General features: G+C 72.4%; 16 protein-coding genes and 1 pseudogene. 10 read left to right on the forward strand and 7 right to left on the reverse strand.

Going from position 1 to position 18,899, the window contains the following annotated elements:
* Positions 1 to 86: 86 nt before the first annotated feature.
* Positions 87 to 794 carry a FadR/GntR family transcriptional regulator gene (locus ACTMVF_RS23340; protein ID WP_441273035.1) on the reverse strand — a complete coding sequence of 236 codons (708 nt, stop codon included), beginning with the start codon at positions 792 to 794 and terminating at the stop codon, positions 87 to 89.
* A gap of 205 nt (positions 795 to 999) precedes the next feature.
* Between ACTMVF_RS23340 and ACTMVF_RS23345 the strand changes: the two genes are divergently transcribed.
* The 4 genes from ACTMVF_RS23345 (at position 1,000) to ACTMVF_RS23360 (ending at position 6,686) form a co-directional block, all read left to right on the forward strand.
* The gene (locus ACTMVF_RS23345) at positions 1,000 to 2,376 is read left to right on the forward strand and encodes an SLC13 family permease (protein ID WP_441273036.1); all 1,377 of its coding nucleotides are present in this window, start codon (positions 1,000 to 1,002) and stop codon (positions 2,374 to 2,376) included.
* Positions 2,377 to 2,429: 53 nt separating this feature from the next.
* Positions 2,430 to 3,890 (forward strand): acyl-CoA synthetase, encoded by a 1,461-nt coding sequence (locus ACTMVF_RS23350; RefSeq protein ID WP_441273037.1) that lies wholly within the window; start codon positions 2,430 to 2,432, stop codon positions 3,888 to 3,890.
* The gene (locus tag ACTMVF_RS23355; RefSeq protein WP_441273038.1) at positions 3,883 to 5,223 is read left to right on the forward strand and encodes a carboxyl transferase domain-containing protein; all 1,341 of its coding nucleotides are present in this window, start codon (positions 3,883 to 3,885) and stop codon (positions 5,221 to 5,223) included. Before ACTMVF_RS23350 ends, ACTMVF_RS23355 begins: the two co-directional genes overlap by 8 nt.
* A gap of 380 nt (positions 5,224 to 5,603) precedes the next feature.
* On the forward strand, positions 5,604 to 6,686 hold the full coding sequence (locus ACTMVF_RS23360) for a rod shape-determining protein (RefSeq protein WP_441273039.1): 1,083 nt from the start codon (positions 5,604 to 5,606) through the stop codon (positions 6,684 to 6,686).
* Positions 6,687 to 6,900: 214 nt separating this feature from the next.
* On the opposite strand, the pseudogene ACTMVF_RS23365 reads toward ACTMVF_RS23360, so the two are convergent.
* Positions 6,901 to 7,107: pseudogene (locus tag ACTMVF_RS23365) on the reverse strand (response regulator); the annotation flags it as partial.
* Positions 7,108 to 7,464: 357 nt separating this feature from the next.
* Here ACTMVF_RS23365 and ACTMVF_RS23370 point away from each other — a divergent pair.
* The gene (locus ACTMVF_RS23370) at positions 7,465 to 7,779 is read left to right on the forward strand and encodes a dsRBD fold-containing protein (protein ID WP_302000945.1); all 315 of its coding nucleotides are present in this window, start codon (positions 7,465 to 7,467) and stop codon (positions 7,777 to 7,779) included.
* Between the two features lie 17 nt (positions 7,780 to 7,796).
* Here the strand turns inward: ACTMVF_RS23370 and ACTMVF_RS23375 are convergent, their stop codons facing one another.
* Together ACTMVF_RS23375 and ACTMVF_RS23380 are read right to left on the reverse strand one after the other, a co-directional pair.
* On the reverse strand, positions 7,797 to 8,477 hold the full coding sequence (locus ACTMVF_RS23375) for a response regulator (RefSeq protein WP_441273040.1): 681 nt from the start codon (positions 8,475 to 8,477) through the stop codon (positions 7,797 to 7,799).
* Positions 8,474 to 10,183: an ATP-binding protein gene (locus ACTMVF_RS23380; protein WP_441273041.1), complete on the reverse strand. Its 1,710-nt coding sequence runs from the start codon at positions 10,181 to 10,183 to the stop codon at positions 8,474 to 8,476. Before ACTMVF_RS23380 ends, ACTMVF_RS23375 begins: the two co-directional genes overlap by 4 nt.
* A 145-nt stretch (positions 10,184 to 10,328) precedes the next feature.
* Between ACTMVF_RS23380 and ACTMVF_RS23385 the strand changes: the two genes are divergently transcribed.
* From ACTMVF_RS23385 to ACTMVF_RS23405, 5 genes are all read left to right on the forward strand, one after another.
* Complete coding sequence (locus ACTMVF_RS23385; protein ID WP_441273100.1) at positions 10,329 to 11,288, forward strand: Bug family tripartite tricarboxylate transporter substrate binding protein; 960 nt, start codon at positions 10,329 to 10,331, stop codon at positions 11,286 to 11,288.
* Between the two features lie 35 nt (positions 11,289 to 11,323).
* Positions 11,324 to 11,848 carry a tripartite tricarboxylate transporter TctB family protein gene (locus tag ACTMVF_RS23390; protein ID WP_441273042.1) on the forward strand — a complete coding sequence of 175 codons (525 nt, stop codon included), beginning with the start codon at positions 11,324 to 11,326 and terminating at the stop codon, positions 11,846 to 11,848.
* 34 nt (positions 11,849 to 11,882) lie between these two features.
* Positions 11,883 to 13,364 carry a tripartite tricarboxylate transporter permease gene (locus tag ACTMVF_RS23395; RefSeq protein WP_441273101.1) on the forward strand — a complete coding sequence of 494 codons (1,482 nt, stop codon included), beginning with the start codon at positions 11,883 to 11,885 and terminating at the stop codon, positions 13,362 to 13,364.
* A 31-nt stretch (positions 13,365 to 13,395) separates the two neighbouring features.
* On the forward strand, positions 13,396 to 13,791 hold the full coding sequence (locus ACTMVF_RS23400) for a universal stress protein (protein WP_441273043.1): 396 nt from the start codon (positions 13,396 to 13,398) through the stop codon (positions 13,789 to 13,791).
* A gap of 164 nt (positions 13,792 to 13,955) precedes the next feature.
* Positions 13,956 to 15,698 carry a VanW family protein gene (locus tag ACTMVF_RS23405; RefSeq protein WP_441273044.1) on the forward strand — a complete coding sequence of 581 codons (1,743 nt, stop codon included), beginning with the start codon at positions 13,956 to 13,958 and terminating at the stop codon, positions 15,696 to 15,698.
* 15 nt (positions 15,699 to 15,713) lie between these two features.
* On the opposite strand, the gene ACTMVF_RS23410 is transcribed toward ACTMVF_RS23405, so the two are convergent.
* The 3 genes from ACTMVF_RS23410 to ACTMVF_RS23420 form a co-directional block, all read right to left on the reverse strand.
* Complete coding sequence (locus tag ACTMVF_RS23410) at positions 15,714 to 16,415, reverse strand: SCO4225 family membrane protein (RefSeq protein WP_441273045.1); 702 nt, start codon at positions 16,413 to 16,415, stop codon at positions 15,714 to 15,716.
* Between the two features lie 306 nt (positions 16,416 to 16,721).
* Positions 16,722 to 17,843, reverse strand: a complete 1,122-nt coding sequence (locus ACTMVF_RS23415; RefSeq protein ID WP_441273046.1) for an alcohol dehydrogenase catalytic domain-containing protein — start codon at positions 17,841 to 17,843, stop codon at positions 16,722 to 16,724.
* Positions 17,844 to 17,885: 42 nt separating this feature from the next.
* Positions 17,886 to 18,896 carry an ROK family protein gene (locus ACTMVF_RS23420; protein WP_441273047.1) on the reverse strand — a complete coding sequence of 337 codons (1,011 nt, stop codon included), beginning with the start codon at positions 18,894 to 18,896 and terminating at the stop codon, positions 17,886 to 17,888.
* Between the last annotated feature and the right edge of the window lie 3 nt (positions 18,897 to 18,899).

Genomic DNA, 18,899 nt, shown 5'->3' on the forward strand with positions numbered 1-18,899 from the left:
GTACGACAAAAGGTCCTCCCCCCCCACATCCGAACAGGATTGGACCCACATACATGCACACCGAACTGAGGCGCGCACCCGCGCGGTCAGTTCTCCCCGTCCGGCTCCCAGTCCAGCAGCCGCACCTTCGCGACCGTGCGGACGTGGCGGCGCATCGCCGCGGCCGCCTGGGCGGGGCGGCCTTCCGCGATCGCGTCGAGGATGGCCTGGTGCTGGGCGAGGGAGCGGCCCGGGCGGTGGGGCTGGCGGAGGGACTCGGTGCGGCTCTCGGCGATCTGGCCGGCGATGGAGCGCATGAACTCCGCGAGGATGCTGCTGTGCGCGGCGGCGGTGACCGCGGCGTGGAAGAGGCGGTCGCCCTCCACTCCGTGGCCGTTGCCCTCGATCTCCTCGGCCATGTGCGCGAGGGCCGACCTCATCGCCGCGAGGTCCTCCTCCGTACGGCGCTCGGCGGCCAGTTCGGCGAGTTTCGTCTCCAGCGCCTCGCGGGCCTCCAGGACGTCGGGGAGGCGTCGGCGGCGCTCGACCATCCGCTCCACCGGCTCCACGTCGAGGCTGTCGCGCACGAGGTAGGTGCCGCCGCCGTGCCGCACCTCCACCAGGCCCTGCACCTCCAGGACCACGATCGCCTGCTTCACGGACGCCCGGCTGACCCCCAGCCGCTGGGCCAGGTCGCGCTCGGTCGGCAGCCGGTCCCCGGCGCCGAGGCCGCCCTCGGCGACGTACGCGCGCAGCCGGTCGAGCACCTGCTCGTAGAGGCGCTGCTTGGTCATGGGGCGCAGGGCGTCGGTCACGGGGTCCCCCTCTCGCCGGGAGCGTAACACCGGGCCGCTCGGTGGCCGAGTGGCCGAGTGGCTGAGCCAATTCTGGCGCGACCCCTTGACGTCCCGCCCTCGCGAGCCCACGCTTTCCAGCCAGCGCCCCGGAATTGGCTCAGCCACTCGGCCACTCAGGGGCGTCTACCCGCAACCGCTCCGGGACCCAGAGACGGGAGCCCGTATGTCCCCCGAACTCATCTCGATCCTCGTCCTCGCCGTGGTGTTCGTCATCGCCACCACCCGCTCGATCAACATGGGCGCGCTCGCCTTCGCCGCCGCCTTCGCAGTCGGCACCCTGGTCGCCGACCTCGACGCGGACGGCATCTTCGCCGGCTTCCCCGGCGACCTGTTCGTCGTCCTCGTCGGCGTCACGTACCTCTTCGCCATCGCGCGGGCCAACGGCACCACCGACTGGCTGGTGCACGCCTCCATCCGGCTCGTCCGGGGGCGCGTGGCGCTGATCCCCTGGGTGATGTTCGCGCTCACCGGCGCACTCACGGCGATCGGCGCCGTCAGTCCGGCCGCGGTCGCGATCGTCGCGCCGATCGCGCTGAGCTTCGCCGCCCGCTACGGGATCAGCCCGCTGCTGATGGGCGCGATGGTCGTGCACGGCGCGCAGGGCGGCGGCTTCTCGCCGATCAGCATCTACGGCTCGATCGTCAACGGCATCGTCGAGCGGGAGAAGCTGCCGGGCAACGAGATCGCGCTCTTCCTGGCCTCCCTGATCGTCAACATCCTCATCGCGGCGGTCGTGTTCGTCCTCTTCGGCGGGCTGAAGCTGTGGGCGCAGGGGGCGGTGGACACCTCGGCGGACACGGCACCGGACGGACACAGCAAGGGCGCCACCGACGCCGCCACGGACACTCCGGGCGAGTCCCCCTCCGGCGGCGGGGGCGCGGCCGAGGCCGCCACCACCGTCACCCGCCCCGCCCCCACCGCCACCCCGGTCGCCACCACCCCCCTCACCCCCGCCCGCACCGCCACCCTCCTCTCCCTGGTCGCCCTCGTCGTCGCCGTCCTCGCCTTCGACCTGGATGCCGGTCTGACCGCGATCACCCTCGCCGTCCTCCTGAGCACCGCGTGGCCGGAGGACAGCCGGAAGGCGGTCGGCGAGATCGCCTGGCCGACGGTGCTGCTGATCTGCGGTGTGCTGACGTACGTCGGCGTCCTGGACGAGATGGGCACCATCACCTGGGCCGGCGAGGGCGTCGGCGGAATCGGCGTCCCGCTGCTGGCCGCCGTACTGCTCTGCTACATCGGCGCCATCGTCTCGGCGTTCGCCTCGTCCGTCGGGATCATGGGCGCGCTCATTCCGCTGGCCGTGCCGTTCCTGGCGCAGGGCGAGATCGGGGCCGTCGGGATGGTGGCGGCGCTGGCGGTGTCGGCGACGGTCGTGGACGTGAGCCCCTTCTCGACGAATGGTGCGCTGGTGCTGGCCGCGGCACCGGACGTGGACCGTGAGCGTTTCTTCCGGCAGCTGATGGTGTACGGAGGGATCGTGGTGGCGGTGGTGCCCGCGGTGGTGTGGCTGGTGATGGTCGTGCCGGGCTGGGGGTAGGCCGACAGACGACAGCAGCCGGGTGTCCCTTGAACAGTTAAGGAGTACGACGCGTGTCCTCTCTCTTCCCCGCCCTGACAGGCAGCCGGCCCGACCGGCCCGCCCTGCGGTTCGGCGACCGCTCCCTGACGTACGGCGAGCTCGGCGCCGCCGCCGGTGCCCTCGCGGCGCGGATCGGCGGGGCGGGCAGAGTGGCCGTCTGGGCGACCCCGGCGCTGGAGACGGCCGTGGCCGTGGTGGCGGCGCTGGAGGCCGGTGTCGCCGCCGTGCCGCTCAACCCCAAGTCCGGGGAGAAGGAGCTCGGGCACATCCTGTCCGACTGTGCGCCGCAGCTGGTGCTGGCCGCGGCGGGGGACGAACTCCCTTCTCCGCTGGGCGACTTGGTGCGCATCGACGTCGACGCGCACGCCACCGGCCCGCTCCCCGCCCCTTCGGTGTCCGCCCCGTCGGTGTCCGACGAGGACCCCGCCCTGATCGTCTACACCTCCGGCACCACCGGCCCGCCCAAGGGCGCCGTGATCCCGCGCCGGGCCGTCACGCACACCCTGGACGCGCTCGCCGACGCCTGGCAGTGGACCGGCGAGGACGTCCTCGTGCACGGGCTGCCCCTGTTCCACGTCCACGGCCTGGTCCTCGGCATCCTCGGCCCGCTGCGCCGCGGCGGATCCGTACGGCACCTCGGCAGGTTCAGCACGGAGGGAGTCGCGCGCGAGCTGAACGACGGCGCGACCATGATGTTCGGTGTGCCGACGATGTACCACCGCATCGCTCAGGCGCTCCCCGAGGACCCGGCACTGGCGCAGGCGCTGGGCAAGGCCCGCCTCCTCGTGTCGGGCTCGGCCGCGCTCCCCGTGCACGACCACGAGCGGATCACGGCCGCGACCGGGCAGCGGGTCGTCGAGCGGTACGGCATGACGGAGACGCTGATGAACACGAGCGTGCGGGCGGACGGCGAGCCGAGGGCCGGGACGGTCGGCGTGCCGCTGCCGGGCGTGGAGCTGCGGCTGGTGGAGGAGGACGGGACGCCGATCGCGTCGTACGACGGCGAGACCGTGGGCGAGATCCAGGTGCGCGGCCCGAACCTGTTCACCGAGTATCTGAACCGCCCCGACGCGACGGCCGCGGCTTTCACGCGGGACGGCTGGTTCCGCACCGGCGACATGGCGGTGCGCGACGGCGACGGGTACGTCCGGATCGTCGGCCGCAAGGCCACCGACCTGATCAAGAGCGGGGGGTACAAGATCGGGGCGGGTGAGATCGAGAACGCGCTCCTCGAACACGCCGGGGTGCGGGAGGCCGCGGTCACCGGCGAACCGGACGCCGACCTGGGCGAGCGAATCGTGGCGTGGATCGTCCCGGCGGATCCTCAATCACCGCCGCCCGCCGAGGAGTTGGCGGACCACGTCGCCGCACGCCTCGCCCCGCACAAGCGCCCGCGCAAGGTCCACTACCTCGACGTCCTCCCCCGCAACGACATGGGGAAGATCATGAAGCGGGCTTTGACCCATGACTGAGCGGCGCCTGTCGGCACGCGAGGTCATCGCCCGGCTCGCCGACGACTCCACGTTCACCGAACTCCCCCACCCGGAACGGCAGTCCGGGCCGGACGGCCCGCTCGCCTGGCAGGGCTACGGCGCCTCACGCGCGCGTGCCGCCGAGCGCACCGGCGAGGAGGAGTCGGTCGTCTGCGGCGTCGCGAGCGTGGCGGGCACGCGGGCCGTGCTGCCGGTGTTCGAGTTCGGCTTCCTGGGCGGCTCGCTCGGCGAACGCACCGGGGACCGGCTGGAGGCGGCGTACGCGTACGCCCGCGCCCACCGCCTCCCGGTCGTCCCGCTGGTCGCCACGGGCGGCAGCCGGATGCAGGAGGGCATGGTGGCGCTGACCCAACTCCAGCGCGTGGCACGGCAGACGGCGCTCACGCGGGAGGCGGGCCTGCCCCAGATCGCGGTCCTGCGCGACCCCACGACGGGCGGCGGCTGGGCCACCCTCGGCGCGGGCGCCGATGTCGTCCTCGCCCTGCCCGGTGCCCAGGTCGGCTTCGCGGGCTCCCGGGTCCGCCCGCCGGACGCGGATCCGGCGGCGTACACGGCCGAGGCGCAGGTGGCGGCGGGGGCGGCGGACGCGGTGGTCCGGCCGGAGGAGCTGCGGGAGGTGCTGGGGCGCTGGCTGCGGTTGCTGGCCGGACCGCCCGCCCAGGAGGCCGCGGTGCCCCGCGCCCTGGGCGCGCGCGACCTGCCGGCCACGGGCTGGGACGCGGTCCGACGCGCCCGCGGTCCGCGGCGTCCGCGCGCCGAGGCCTACTTGGCCGCCTACTTCACCGACCGCGTCGCGATCGGCGGTGACCGCTGCGGTGGTGTCGACACCGAGGGCATGCTCTGCGGTTTCGGCGCGCACGAGGGCCGTACGGTCGCCTACGCCGCCCAGACCGGCACCGCGACCCGCCTGGCCGGCTACCGCACCGCTGCCCGGCTGATCCGCTTCGCGGACCGGCTCGGCGTCCCGGTGCTGACGCTGGTGGACACGCCGGGCGCCGCCAATGACGCGGAGGCGGAACGGCAGGGGGTGGGTGCCGCGATCGCCGACCTGTTCGGGGCGGTGGCCGCGGCCCGCGTCCCGATCACCACGCTGCTGATCGGCGAGGGCGGCTCGGGCGGGGCGCTGGCCCTGGCGGCGCCGGGCAACACCTGGGCCACGCCGGACAGTTACTTCTCCGTCATCGCCCCCGAGTGGGCGGCGGCGATCCTGAAGCGGGGGCCGGAGGATGTGGAGGCGACGGCGGACCAACTCCGGGTCCGGCCCCAGGACTTGGTGGAGCTGGGGGTGATCCGGGGAGTCGTCGAGGGGTAGGGAGGGGGAGAGAAGGGGGAAGGGGCGGAGGCCGGGACGCCAGCCCTGGGCGGAGACCGGGACGCCAGCCCTGGACGCCCGCCCTGGACGCCCAGCCCTGGGCCTCCCCCTCATGGGCACCGCCGACCCCCTCCGGCCTTACTCGAAGCCCACCGCCCCCGGTGATCCGACACGCCGCCTGACTCCCCATCAGTAATAAAACCCCCCATTCAGCGGCACCCCACCCGGCCCCCTCCAAAAGGCGCCCCCCTCCCGGCCGCCCGCACGATGCGAGGGAGGCCGCCACACCCGCCGGCCCCGCGAACACGACCCACACACCCCAAGCGAGGCCCGCCACCCACCCGGCGGACCCATGGTCTGCGCTCTCGGGAGGACCCCCCATGACCGCCACTCCGGAGCAGCTGCGTCGCTGCCACTTCGCCGTCGACCTGGGGGCGGCCAGGACGCGCGTCTACGTCAAGGGCGCCGGACTCGTCGTCGACCAGCCCTCCGCCGCCGCCGTCAACACCCGGACCGGTGCCCTCATCGCGGTCGGTGAGTTCGCGGAGAAGATGACCGGCCGTACCCCGGACTACATCCGTGTCGTACGGCCCGTCTCCGGAGGCACCGTCGTCGACATCGAGATGGCGCAGCGCATGCTGCGGCAGCTCCTCGGTGACAAGATGCGCCGCACCCTGCGCCGCAAGCCGTTCCTGCGCGCCGCGGTCTGCACTCCGCACAACGCCGATCCGCTCGCCCAGCGCGCCGCCATCGAGACCCTCGTCGGGCTCGGCACACGGCGGGTGGAGCTCGTGGACACGCTCATCGCCGCCGCCGTGGGCTGCGGGCTGCCCGTGGAGCAGCCCGAGGCCAGCATGATCATGGTGTGCGGGGCGGCCGCGACCGAGGTCGCCGTGCTCTCCCTCGGCAACATCGTCACCGCCGAACGCGTCCGGGTCGGCGGCGAGGCCGTCGACCACGCCATCGTGCAGCACCTGCGGCACGAGCACGAACTCATGCTGCCCAGCCAGAGCGTCCGGCCCCTGCAGCTCGCCCTGTCCGGGAACGGGCTCACGTCCCACGGCCCGGCCTCCACCGAGATCCACGGCCGCGACGTCTGCACCGGCCTCGCCCGCAGCGTCAAGGTCGACACCGCCGCCGTACGGCACGCCATCCAGACCCCGCTCACCGTCGTCCTCGACAGCATCGGCAAGGTGCTGCGCGACTGCCCGCCCGATCTGGTCGCGGACCTGGCCGACCGCGGGATCATGATGGTCGGCGGCAGTGCGCTGCTGCCCGGGTTCGACCAGATGCTGCGCCAGGCCACGCACATGCCCGTGCACATCGCCGAACGGCCCGACATCTGCGCCGTACAGGGCCTGGGGACCATGCTGGAGGGCAGGGTCGAGCCCCTGCAACTGGACCCGGCCACCGCGGACGAGGGAGCTGTCGCGGGTGACGTCAGCCCTCGCGTCGATCCCTGACTGCCGTGCCCACATGGCGAACCGGTCCAGGTCCACCGTCCGCAGCGGCTCGTGACGCAGCCGCAGGTCCGAGGTGTTCTGCGCCACTCGCAGGGCGGCGCCGAGCGTCTGCTCCTCGTCCTGCGCGTCGACGGCCTCGTCGAGCGTGTCGAGGTCGCGTGACATCTGCCGGTTCAGCAGTGGCGGTGAGCATGAGGGTCGGCGTCCAGTCACGCTCGGCGCGCAGGGCCCCGCAGACGCGGTAGCCATTGAGCTTCGGCAGCATGACGTCGAGGACGATGGCGTCGTACGTCTTCTCGCGGGCCGGCCACGACCCGTCCGCCCCGTCGAGCGCGATGTCGACGGCCAAGCCGTCGGCCTCCAGCCCGTCCCTGAGCCCCGCCGCGAACCGCTCCTCGTCCTCGACGACCAGCACCCGCATGCCCTCACGCTGCGCGGGCGAGGGCGTCCCGGCCCGGTGTCAGTACGGCAGGATCCGCCCCGAGGGGGTGCGTCGGTCGATCTCGCCCCTGGTGTCGCGGGGAGCGGCGGGCCGGCGGGTGACACGCACACGGACGTGGGCCTGGGGCTTCATGGCGCCCTCCTCGTTCGACGGCTCGGGTGCGTTGCGACCAGCCTTCTCTCCGCAACCTTGTGGCACATCGTGCCCACGGAGACTCTTGTCATGCCTCCGCGGCAGGAGCGGTTGGCAGATGCCGCTCGCGCTGGACCCGGCCGGGGAACAGGCGCACGCTCGTCAGTGGGGGGTTCTTTCCGACTCCGTACGGAAGTGATCTCGATGGAAGACAAGAACTGGACCGTCCGGATCCACATCACCGAGGACGGCGACGACACCCGAGCCGAGGCCGTGCTGACCACGCAGGACGCGTCCCAGGACACGCCCGAGGGGGGCACGTCGGCCGTCACCGGCCGCGGCGTGGCCCACCGCAATCCGATCGACCGGCCCATCGCCGAGATCGGCGACGAACTCGCCGCCAGCCGCGCCCTGGAGGACCTGGCCATCAGGCTGCACGACATCGCGTCCGACGACATCGTGGAGCTGGCCGGCCCGGCCGACCAGGGAGGCGGCGGCCGGGCGTGGGAGACGCCCTGACCGCCCAGCCGGACGCCCTAACCGCCCAGCCAGCTGTACCGCCGCTCCGGCCGCCCCGCGTGCCCGTAGCGCAGTGACACCTCCGCCTGCCCGGTGACGCTGAAGTGCTCCAGGTACCGGCGGGCGCTGACCCGTGACACCCCGAGCCGGGCCGCGCACTCGGCGGCGGAGAGGCTGCCGTCGGCCGCGCGCAGCTCACGTTCGATCAGCTCGGCGGTCTCCACGCTCATGCCCTTGGGCAGGGTGGCCGCCGTGGCGACCGGCGCCGCGCCCCGCGCCAGCGCCCGGTCCACGTCGGACTGCCCGCTGACGACCGCCGCGTGGAGGTTGCTGCGCCGGGCCGCGTACTGCTCCAGCCTGACCCTCAGATCCCCGGCGTCGAACGGCTTGAGCAGATAGTCGACGACGCCCTGCCGTACGGCGCCCCGCACCGCGTCCGACTCGCGGGCCGCGCTGATCACCATGACGTCGCAGTCGTGCCCGGCGGTCCGCAGCCGGGGGATGATCTCCAGGCCGAACATGTCGGGGAGGTAGAGGTCGAGCAGCACCAGGTCGGGTTGCAGCTCGGCGACGGCGGTGAGCGCCTGCTCACCGCAGTTCGCCGTGCCGATCACCCGGAACCCGTCGACGTCATTGACGAATCCGCGGTGGATCCGCGCCACCATGAAGTCGTCCTCCACGATCAGGACGTCGATCATCGGACTCCCTCCGTCGCTCGGTCGGCCGGATGGCCGACGGACATCCGGGCGGTGAACATGGCCCCCGCCCGCGTGTTGGTCACCGACACCTCACCGCCCCTGCGTTTGCACACCAGCCGGGTGAGGGCCAGCCCGATCCCCCGGTCGCCGCCCTGGGCGGCCTTGGTGGTGAAGCCGTGCGAGAACACCTCCTGCGCGAGCTCGGGCGCCACCCCCGGCCCCGAGTCGCGTACGACGATCTCCACGCTGGAGGCGTCCTGGCGCAGTTCGACCTCGACCCACGCCTCGTGGTCGCCGTCCCCCGCCCCGGAACCGCTCGTGGCCGCGTCGACCGCGTTGTCCACGAGGTTGCCGAGCACGGTCGCCACGTCCGCGGAGTCGGTCGGCTCAAGGCGTTCCAGGGCGGTGCGCTCGGAGATCTTCAGCCGCACCTTGCGCTCGGCGGCGAGCGCCGACTTCGCCATGAGCAGCGCGGCGACGGCCCGGTCGCGGACCCGGCTGGTGAGGTTCAGATCGAGCGACTCACGGTGTTTGCGCAGGGCACGGACGTACCGTACGACCTCGTCGTGCTCGCCGATCTGGATGAGCCCGGAGATGGTGTGCAGCTGGTTGGAGAACTCGTGGGCCTGGGCGCGCAGCAGCTCGGTGGTGGAGCGGAAGGAGCCCAACTCTCGCTCCAGCTGGGCGAGTTCGGTGCGGTCCCGCAGGGTCGTCACCGAGCCGAGGCGGCGGCCGTCCTTGGTGACGTCCATCCGGTTCATCACCAGGACCCGGCCCCGGCGTACGACGACCTCGTCCCGCCGCGTCAGAGCTCTGAGGTCGCCGGGCTCGTCCTCGGGCTCGGGCGCGGTCCCGGCCAGGACGTCGTACAGCCGCCCCTCGATCCCCAGGTCGGCCAGGCTCATCCCGACGCAGTTCTCGGGCAGGTCGAGCAGCCGTCGGCCGACCGCGTTCACCAGCGTGAGCCGCTGTTGCGGGTCGAGGGCCACCACGCCCTCGGCGATCCCGAACAGCATCGCCTCGCGGTGTTCGGCGAGCCCGGCGATCTCGCGTGGCTCCATGCCGAAGGTCTGCCGTTTGATCCGCCGGGCCAGCAGCCAGGAACCGGCCACCCCGAGGACGCTGGCGACGCCGAGGTAGACGAGCAGATAGGACGAGGCGCCGACCAGCCGCTGCCCGACCGACGGCGAGGCCCGCCCGATCATCACGGTGCCGAGGTGGGCCCCGGCCTTGAGGCGGCGGTCCTTGTCGTCCTCCGCCTGGAGCACCGGCGCCTGCGCCACCAGCTCGGTGATGCCGTCCACCGGCAGCTCACCGGACCAGCCGCGGCCCTCGGCGACCTGCGGACCGTCGGACGGCATCCGCGTGCCGACCAGGGTGGGGTTGGTCGAGGCGACGATCTCGCCGCCGGCGTCGGCGACCGCCGCGGAGGTGACGCCGGACCTGGTCAGCGTGGACTGGAGCAGCGGCGCGAGCATCTCGGCGGGAGCGGGCCGGACGAGCTGGGTGCGCACGAGGGGGTTGCCCGCCATCTCCTCGGCGAGCGCGGTCACCCGGCGTCCCTCGACCCGGTCGAAGGTCGCCTTCGACTGCGCGAGCGAGACCGCCGCGACGGCGGCCAGCACGATCACGACAATGGCGAGCTGCCATACGAGCAGCTCACCGGCGAGCGTCTGGTTCCGTTTTTGCCGTGCCGTTATGACCACTATGAACTCAACCTTCAATGGTCACAGAACCGAGACGGGGTGTCTCAGGAATCGCACAATCATGGCGCCGGATCAGGCCGAGCGAAAGAGATGAGCCATGAGAAGTCGACGAGCCGCACTTGTCGGAGCTCTTGCCGCCGTGTCGATGGCCGCGGTCAGCGCCTGTGGCGCCACCGCCGACAAGGAGGCCTCCGGGAGCGGAGGCGACGGCAAGCCCGTGACGGGCCTGCGCCTGATGGTCCCCAACACCCCGGGCAGCGGCTACGACCTCACCGCCCGCACCGTCACCCAGGTCATGCAGGACACCGAGGTCGCCTCCGGCGTCCAGGTCTTCAACCTGCCCGGCGCCAGCGGCACCGTGGGCCTGCAGCGCCTGGTGAACGAGAAGGGCAACGGCAAGATGGCCATGCAGATGGGCCTGGGCGTCGTCGGAGCCTCGTATACCTCCAAGTCCAAGGCGACACTGACCGACACCACGCCGCTCGCCAAGCTCATCGAGGAGGCCGGCGCGATCGTCGTGCCGAAGGACTCCCCGTACAAGACGATGGACGACCTCGTCACCGCGTGGAAGAAGAACCCCAAGAAGTTCGCGGTCGGCGGCGGCTCCTCGCCGGGCGGCCCCGACCACCTCCTGCCGATGCAGCTGGCGAAGGCCGTCGGCATCAAGCCGAAGGACGTCAACTACGTCTCGTACGACGGGGGCGGCGAGCTGCTCCCGGCCATCCTCGGCAACAAGATCGCCTTCGGGGCGAGCGGCTTCGGCGAGTTCCTCGACCAGGTCGAGGCGGGCCAGGTGCGCGTCCTCGCGGTCAGCAGCGAGAAGCCGGTCGAGGCGCTGAAGGACGCGCCCACCCTCAAGGACTCCGGCATCGACCTGGTCTTCACCAACTGGCGCGGCATCGTGGCCCCTCCCGGCATCACCGACGAGCAGAAGAAGACCTGGATCGACGCGCTGACGACGATGCACGACTCGGACGAGTGGAAGGCGCAGCTGGAGAAGAACGGCTGGGTCGACGCCTTCGCCACCGGTGACGAGTTCGGCAGCTATCTGACCGAGCAGGACAAGGCGGTCGCCGACCTGCTGGCCGAGCTCGGGCTGGCATGAGTTCCCCGGTGAACCCTGTGAATCCGGTGAATCCAGTGACGCAAGAGAGCGGGGCGGACTCCCGTCCGCCCCGGGAGGGCGGGGACCGCGCGCAGTACGGCGTGTGCGTGTTCCTCGCCCTGCTGGGCACCGCGGTGATCGTGGACGCCCTCGGCATCCCGCACATCACCAGCGGCACCGACCCGGTCGGCCCGCGCGCGGTCCCGCTGATCCTGGGCGCGCTCCTGGTACTGCTCGCCGTGCTGTACGCCGTCGACGTGGCCCGGGGCGGCCACGGTGAGCCGGAGGCGGGCGAGGACGTCGACCTGTCGAGCGGCAGCGACTGGCGCACGGTGGCCCTGCTGATCGCGGTGTTCGTGGCGAACGCCCTGCTCATCGAGCGGCTCGGCTGGGTGATCAGCGGCGCCCTGCTCTTCTGGGGCACGGCGTTCGCCCTCGGCAACCGCCACTACTTCCGCAACCTCCTGATCGCGGTGACGCTCTCCCTGACGACGTTCTACGCGTTCGCGATCGGCCTCGGCGTGAACCTCCCCGCCGGTGTCCTGCAAGGAATCCTGTGAGGCCTGGCCCGTGACGGACAACCTGAACAACCTGATGCAGGGCTTCGCGGACGTCATGGATCCGCTGAACCTGCTGCTCGCCCTGATCGGCGTCGTCATCGGCACCGCGGTGGGCGTCCTACCGGGCATCGGCCCGGCGATGACGGTGGCCCTGCTGCTGCCGGTCACCTACGGCATGGAGCCGGTGCAGGCGTTCATCATGTTCGCCGGCATCTTCTACGGCGGCATGTACGGCGGCTCGACGACCTCGATCCTCCTCAACACGCCCGGCGAGTCCTCGTCCGTGGTCACCGCCATCGAGGGCAACAAGATGGCGAAGGCGGGCCGGGCGGCGCAGGCCCTGGCGACGGCGGCGATCGGCTCCTTCGTGGCGGGCACGATCGGCACGCTGCTGCTGGTTCTGTTCATGCCGTTCGTGGTCGACTTCGCGGTCAGCCTGGGCTCCCCGGACTACTTCGCGCTGATGCTGCTGGCGTTCATAGCCGTCACGTCGGTGCTGGGCTCGTCCCGCATCCGGGGCCTCATCTCGCTCCTGCTGGGCCTGACGATCGGCCTGGTCGGCATCGACTCGGTGTCGGGCCAGCAGCGACTCACCCTGGGCATGCCGCAGCTGGCCGACGGCATCGACGTCGTCGTGGTCGCGGTCGGCATCTTCGCCGTCGGCGAGGCGCTGTGGGTGGCCGCGCATCTGCGGCGCAAGCCGGCCGAGGTGATCCCGGTCGGGCGTCCGTGGATGGGCAGGAAGGACTGGCAGCGGTCCTGGAAGCCCTGGCTGCGGGGGACGGCGTACGGCTTCCCGTTCGGCGCGCTGCCGGCCGGTGGCGCGGAGATCCCGACCTTCATGTCGTATGCCACGGAGAAGCGGCTCACCAAGCACCCCGAGGAGTTCGGCAAGGGCGCGATCGAGGGTGTGGCGGGTCCGGAGGCCGCGAACAACGCGTCCGCCGCGGGCACACTGGTGCCGATGCTCGCGCTCGGCCTCCCGACGAACGCCACGGCGGCGGTCATGCTGGCGGCCTTCCAGTCGTACGGCATCCAGCCCGGCCCCCTGCTGCTCGAGCGCGAGGCGAGCCTGGTCTGGATCCTGATCGCCAGCCTGTTCATCGGCAACCTGCTGCTCCTGCTGCTGAACCTCCCGTTGGCCCCGGCCTGGGCGAAGCTGCTGCAGATCCCGCGCCCCTATCTCTACGCGGGCATCCTGTTCTTCGCCACGATGGGCGCCTACGCCGTCAACGCCCAGCCCCTGGACCTGTTCATCCTGCTCACCCTGGGCCTCCTCGGCTTCGCCATGCGACGCTTCGGGCTGCCGGTGCTGCCGCTGATCGTCGGCGTGATCCTCGGCCCGCGCGCGGAGCTCCAGGGCCGGCGCTCCCTCCAGCTCTCCGGCGGCGAGCTGTCGGGGCTGGTGGGCGGCCCGGTGTCGTACACGGTCTACGCGGCGATCGCGCTGGTCCTGGTGTGGCCGCTGATCGGCCGGTTCGTCGTACGTCCCCTGCGCGCGCGAAGCGCACCCTGAGAGATGCAGCCCGAGAGATCTGGAGATCGCGATGACCATTCTGGTCGGCTACGTCCCCTCCCCCGAGGGCGAGGCGGCCCTGCGCGCGGGGATCGACGAGGCCCGTCGGCGCGGCGAGAAGCTGCTGGTGGTGAACACCACCCGGGGTGACGCCTATGTCGATCCCCACTTCGCCCAGGAGCCCGACCTGAGCCACGTACGCGAGGACCTCGCGGCACTGGGCGTCGACTTCGACCTCCGGCAGGTCCTCGGCGCCCGTGACGCCGCCGAGGAGATCATCGACCTGGCGGAGAAGACGGACGCGTCCCTGGTGGTGATCGGCCTGCGCCGGCGCAGCGCGGTGGGCAAGCTGATCATGGGCTCGGCGGCGCAGCAGATCCTGCTGGGGGTGGGCTGCCCGGTGCTGGCGGTCAAGGCGGGGGCTTGAGCGGGATGCGTGGCCCGAGCTGTGGCAGGCGCGTGACGTGAAACATACGTGGTCTGCGACATAGGCGTTTTCGCCCGATTATGGCTAGCTGGATGTGCTTGCCTCGCGCACAGCGGCGCGTCATCGGACGCGCCGTCCCAGCCGACCATCCGCCCGGGAGACCCATGCGCCTGCGCGTACCCTCCGTCCCGCGACACCCGTCAGCTCCCCGTATCACCTCCCTTCCGCCCCTCGCTCTGGCCGGGGGCGCGCTGACCGTCGGTATCGGCGGCCTGTACATCGCCGGGCTGCTGCTCGCGGGCGGGGACATAGACGCCGGCACGACGGTGCGCGGTGTCGACATCGGGGGCCTGAGTCGTGCGGAGGCCATCCGGAAGCTGGAGGACCGGCTGGGCCCGGCCGCCTCGCGCGAGCTGACCGTGACCGTCGGTGACCGCAAGGGCACGGTCGATCCGCGGCAGGTCGGCATCACCTTCGACTACGACAAGACGGTCGACCACGCGGCGCGCACCCACGCCGCCGACCCGATCACCGTGATCGGCGGCCTCTTCCGCTCGGGCGGCGCCGTCGAGCCGGTCGTACGCGTCGACGAGGACAAGGCCGACGCCGGCCTCGGAGAGCTGGCGAAGTCACTGGACCAGAAGGTCCGTGACGGCGCCGTCACGTTCGCCGACGGCGAGGTCCGCCAGGTCGCCCCGCACAACGGCTACGCCCTGGACACGGATGCCGCCGTCGACCCCCTGCGCACCGCCTTCCTCAGCGGCAAGGCCGACTCCGTCACGGCCCTGCCCGCCCGCGAGACGAAACCGAAGGTCACGGCGGCGGAGGTGCGGCGGGCGGTGCGCGAGTTCGCGCAGCCGGCCATGTCGGCGCCAGTCAGACTCGCCGCGGCGGGAGAGCGGTTCACGATCGACCCGGACGTCCTCGGCGAGTACCTCACGATGCGGCCGGACAGCGCCGGCAAGCTGACCCCGAAGCTGGACGCCAAGAGCCTGCGCGCCGCCCCCGCGGTGGCCGAGCCCCTGTCCGACCTGCCCGCCGAGCCCCGCAACGCCACGCTGGACCTCGACGACGACGAGGTCGTGGCGGCCGACGACGCCAGGCCCGGCGTCCAGGTCACCGACAAGGCCCTGGGCCAGGCGGTACTGCCGCTGCTCACCAAGTCGGGCATCACCGCCCGCACCGGCGAGGTGGCCGCGCGCGTGACCCAGCCGCAGGTGACCTCCGAGAACGCCGCGCGGCTCGGCCTGACGGAGAAGATGTCCTCCTTCACCGTCAACTTCGAACCGGCGCCGTACCGCACGAAGAACATCGGCCGGGCCGCGGAACTGATCAACGGCTCCGTCGTCCTGCCGAACCAGACCTGGAGCTTCAACAAGCGGGTCGGTGAGCGCACCGAGGCCAACGGCTTCACCGAGGGCATCATGATCCTCAACGACGAGTTCGCCAAGGCGCCCGGCGGCGGCGTCTCGGCCGTGGCCACGACCATGTTCAACGCGATGTTCTTCGCCGGGGTCAAGCCGGTGGAGTACGGCGCCCACTCCTTCTACATCGAGCGCTACCCCGAGGGCCGCGAGGCGACGGTCGCCTGGGGCAGCCTGGACCTGCGGTTCAGGAACGACTCCGGCAACGCCATCTACATCAAGGCCGAGGCCACCGACACCTCGGTGACCATCACCTTCCTCGGCACCCGCAAGTACGACGAGATCAAGTCGGTCACGGGGCCCCGCGAGAACGTCAAGGAGCCGGAGAAGAAGGTGAGCACCGACGAGAAGTGCGTGCCGCAGACCCCGCTCGAGGGCTTCGACGTCAAGGTGGAGCGGGTCTTCTACGCCGACGGCCGGGAAGTGAAGCGGGAGCCGTTCCGCACCCACTACACGCCGCGTGACGAGATCGTCTGCGAGTGACGCGCTTCCCGCCCGTCAGACGGCCGGGCGCGCTTGCCTCCCCCGCAGCCGGTGGGCGAACCGGCCCAGCAGCACGGCGTTGAACAGCCCGGCCAAGGCCGCACCGGCGCAGAACAGCAACGGGCTCAGCCAGGCGAGCGAGGAGGCCCACTCCAGGGGCGCCGTCACCACCAGAGCGAGGATGCTGAACGGCGCCGCGGCCATGAGCGGCCAGATACCGGCGAACCCCGGGTCCGGCGACAGGTACGCGGCCCACAGGAAGAACACCAGCGACGCCGCGACCACCGCGAGGTACGCACGCGCGAGCCAGTTGTCCACCGCGGGCGCCAGCAGATCCCGGACCCTGCCCGTGCGGGGCCGCGCGGCACCGGCCCCGTCCGTCGCGGCGGCCGCGGACCTCGTGACGAGGGCACCGAGCACGGCGGCGTTCACGACAGCGCACACGAGCAGCCATACGGCCCACAAGCCGACGGCGAGCCCCTCGACCGCCCCACCGCCCTCGGTACCGGGACCGAAGGGCAGGATCACGGGCGCGAAGGAGAGGGGCGCGGTGAGCATCATCGGGCTCTCGGCGAAGCCGCTGTCCGGGAAGAGGACCATGACCAGGACACAGACGGCGACGACAGCCAGATAGCCCCGGGCGAGCCAGTTGTCCGTGGCGAGCGCGAGGAGCCGGCGCAGCCGCGGGAGGCTGCTCGGACGGGACGTATTCGGCATCGGTGTTCCCTCGGGTCGGTCCGGATCGTGTTTCTCCACGGTGGACCGGAGGGCGCACTCAGGCATGAGTACGAGTACTCAGGGGCGGGGCGGCACAGGACCTACTTCAGCCGCCGAGTACGGGCAGGGAGAGGCCGCAGCGGACGGGCCGGGGCGGGTGTGTCGGCTGCGGCGGCCACGCCCTGGAGCCCCACGGTCACCGTCAGGGCGAGGTCCCCACAGAGCGCCGACGCGAAGATGATCGAGGAGCGGTTCCGGGCAGCGCTCAACGGCCGCTCGCGGCGCCTCTGATGGAGCAGATCGTTTTCATCCGCCCAGCCCACGGCGTACGGGGGCGTTGCCCAGGTCGATGACCAGACGGATGACGAGTTCGCCGTCGACGGTGCGGGTGCGGTCGCCGATGATCCGGTTGAGGTGGCGGACGCCGGGTTCCAGGGCCGTGACGTGGGTGAGGAGCGGGTCAGCGGTGCTGTCGGTGCGCAGGGCCTCGGCGGCGGCGAGGAGTTGGGGGTTGGTGACGCCGCGGTTGCCACTGAGGGTGAGGCTCAGGCCCGGGCGGGTGAAGGTGGTGGTGGCCGGGGGCCAGGGGCCGCCGGTGCCCGCGCGGCGGACGCCGTCGAGGTCGACGCCGGGCAGCAGGGGGGTGGTGGCGCGGGGCGGGACACCGCCGAGGGGGTGGACGGCGACCAGGCGCTCACCGAGGGCGGTGACGGCGGCTTCGACGGCGGGGACGGTTCCGCCGCGATGGGTGGTGACGAGGAGCGCAACGGTGCCGGTGACATGCCGGTCGAGGGGCTCGGTGGCGAGGACGCTCACCGTGTGGGGGAAGTGGGCCTGGGTCCATTTGAGGCCGGCCTCTGTGCGGTGGACCACGACTACCCGGACCGTGGGGAAGAGGAAGCGGGGCGCGAGCAGGGCGGCGAGATTGCCGGTCAGGCCGTCGCCGTGGACGACCAGGGTGTCGGGCGCCGCGGTGGCCAGGCAGGAGAGGGCGTAACGGACGACGGCGTACGGCTCGACGAGGGTGGCGCGGGCGGCGGGGAGGTCTTCGGGGAGGTGGGAGACCAGGCCGCCCCGGACGGCCGACGCGCCGATGAGGACGCGTTGCTGGAAGAGGCCCGGCACATTGTGGCCGAGGAGGAAGGACGGGTCGCCGGGGTGGGTGGGGTTGACGACCACCCGGTCGCCGGGCGCGAAGCCGTCGGTCCCTGGCCCGGCGGCGACGACCCGGGCGGCGCCCTCGTGCCCCACGACGGGTGAGGGGTCGTCGCGGTCGCCGCGCAGGATCTGGATGTCGGTGCCGCACAGGCTCACATGCTCGGGGGCGAGCAGGAGTTCGCCCTCGCCGGGGTCCGGGGTGGGGACCTCTTCGATACGGCAGGTGGTGCCGTGGCGGACGATCGCGCGGTGGGTAACCGTGGCCGGCATGGGGTCCTTCCCGGGTGGTGACGACGGTTGAAGGGGCTGGTCTCAGTGCTTGGTGACGGTCAGTGCGCCGCGGGAGAGCGCGACGGCGCCCGCCATCGGGTCCACCTCGCCGGGGCGGCAGAGCCGCAGACGGTGTCCGGCCCGGTCGGGGCCGGTGTCGCGGTCGGCATAGCTGCGCACCTCGCTCACCTGGCGGACCAGTTCGGCGCGGTAGGGGTCGCCGAGGCCTTCCGCGTAGCCGCCGCCGATGCCGATGAGGTCGATACGGGGATCGAGGCAGCGCAAGGTGCGCACGATCTCGGCGACGGGTTCCACGACGGTGCTGAGCAGGCGGCGGGCGGCGGGGTCCCCGGCCCGCAGCCGGGCGGGGAGGGTGTCGCGGATGCCCTCGGGGCGTTCGACGCCGAGCGCGGCCGCGACATACGGCAGGGCGGGTCCGGCGGCCAGGGCGGCGACGTGGCCAATGCCGCCGCAGGGGCAGCGCAGTGCGCGGACGGCGGCGGGCGCGGTGGAGACGGCCGGGAGGTGGCCGACCTCGCCCTGCAGGCCGTGGGCGTCGACCGGGACGGAGCGGTCGGTGAGGTCGGCGGTGCGCAGGGCGATGCCGCTGCTCACCGTGACGTACACGACGCGGCGGTGGCCGGGGCGGGCGAACCGCTCGACGAAGCTCGCGAGCCCGGCGGTGACGTCGTTGAACAGGTGCCAACTCACGTCCGGGCGGCGGGCGTTGAGCAGGTCCCGGAGCGGCACGGGCCGGTCCGGGCCACCGCCCCACAGCGGGCCCGAGCCGTGCAGCACGCCGTGCTCCTCGTCCATGGCGGCACCGCAGGACATCGCCACCCGCGCGCCCGCCGGCACCGCGTCGGCCAGGATCTCGACGAGCTGCTCCAGGAGCGCGGCCGGATCCTCGCCGGGCCGGTTGAGGATGCTGGGCGCGGGAAGCCGTACGGTCTCCCCGGTCCCGGTCCCGGCACCGGTCCGGATCCGCAGCCAGGTCCCTCCGAGGTCGACGGCGACCTGGGTACGTACCTGATCGTCGCGGTCCTCTGTCATGGC

The sequence above is a fragment of the Streptomyces sp. SD31 genome, assembly GCF_052068475.1.
Taxonomy (GTDB): domain Bacteria; phylum Actinomycetota; class Actinomycetes; order Streptomycetales; family Streptomycetaceae; genus Streptomyces.

Excerpts from the sequence above, each read along its gene's own strand:
- ACTMVF_RS23355 (WP_441273038.1), top strand. The coding sequence starts at position 3,883 with ATGACTGAGCGGCGCCTGTCGGCACGCGAGGTCATCGCCCGGCTCGCC.
- ACTMVF_RS23385 (WP_441273100.1), top strand. The coding sequence starts at position 10,329 with ATGGCCGCGGTCAGCGCCTGTGGCGCCACCGCCGACAAGGAGGCCTCC.
- ACTMVF_RS23360 (WP_441273039.1), top strand. The coding sequence starts at position 5,604 with ATGACCGCCACTCCGGAGCAGCTGCGTCGCTGCCACTTCGCCGTCGAC.
- ACTMVF_RS23420 (WP_441273047.1), bottom strand. The coding sequence starts at position 18,896 with ATGACAGAGGACCGCGACGATCAGGTACGTACCCAGGTCGCCGTCGAC.
- ACTMVF_RS23375 (WP_441273040.1), bottom strand. The coding sequence starts at position 8,477 with ATGATCGACGTCCTGATCGTGGAGGACGACTTCATGGTGGCGCGGATC.
- ACTMVF_RS23370 (WP_302000945.1), top strand. The coding sequence starts at position 7,465 with ATGGAAGACAAGAACTGGACCGTCCGGATCCACATCACCGAGGACGGC.
- ACTMVF_RS23400 (WP_441273043.1), top strand. The coding sequence starts at position 13,396 with ATGACCATTCTGGTCGGCTACGTCCCCTCCCCCGAGGGCGAGGCGGCC.
- ACTMVF_RS23395 (WP_441273101.1), top strand. The coding sequence starts at position 11,883 with ATGCAGGGCTTCGCGGACGTCATGGATCCGCTGAACCTGCTGCTCGCC.
- ACTMVF_RS23405 (WP_441273044.1), top strand. The coding sequence starts at position 13,956 with ATGCGCCTGCGCGTACCCTCCGTCCCGCGACACCCGTCAGCTCCCCGT.
- ACTMVF_RS23345 (WP_441273036.1), top strand. The coding sequence starts at position 1,000 with ATGTCCCCCGAACTCATCTCGATCCTCGTCCTCGCCGTGGTGTTCGTC.
- ACTMVF_RS23415 (WP_441273046.1), bottom strand. The coding sequence starts at position 17,843 with ATGCCGGCCACGGTTACCCACCGCGCGATCGTCCGCCACGGCACCACC.
- ACTMVF_RS23410 (WP_441273045.1), bottom strand. The coding sequence starts at position 16,415 with ATGCCGAATACGTCCCGTCCGAGCAGCCTCCCGCGGCTGCGCCGGCTC.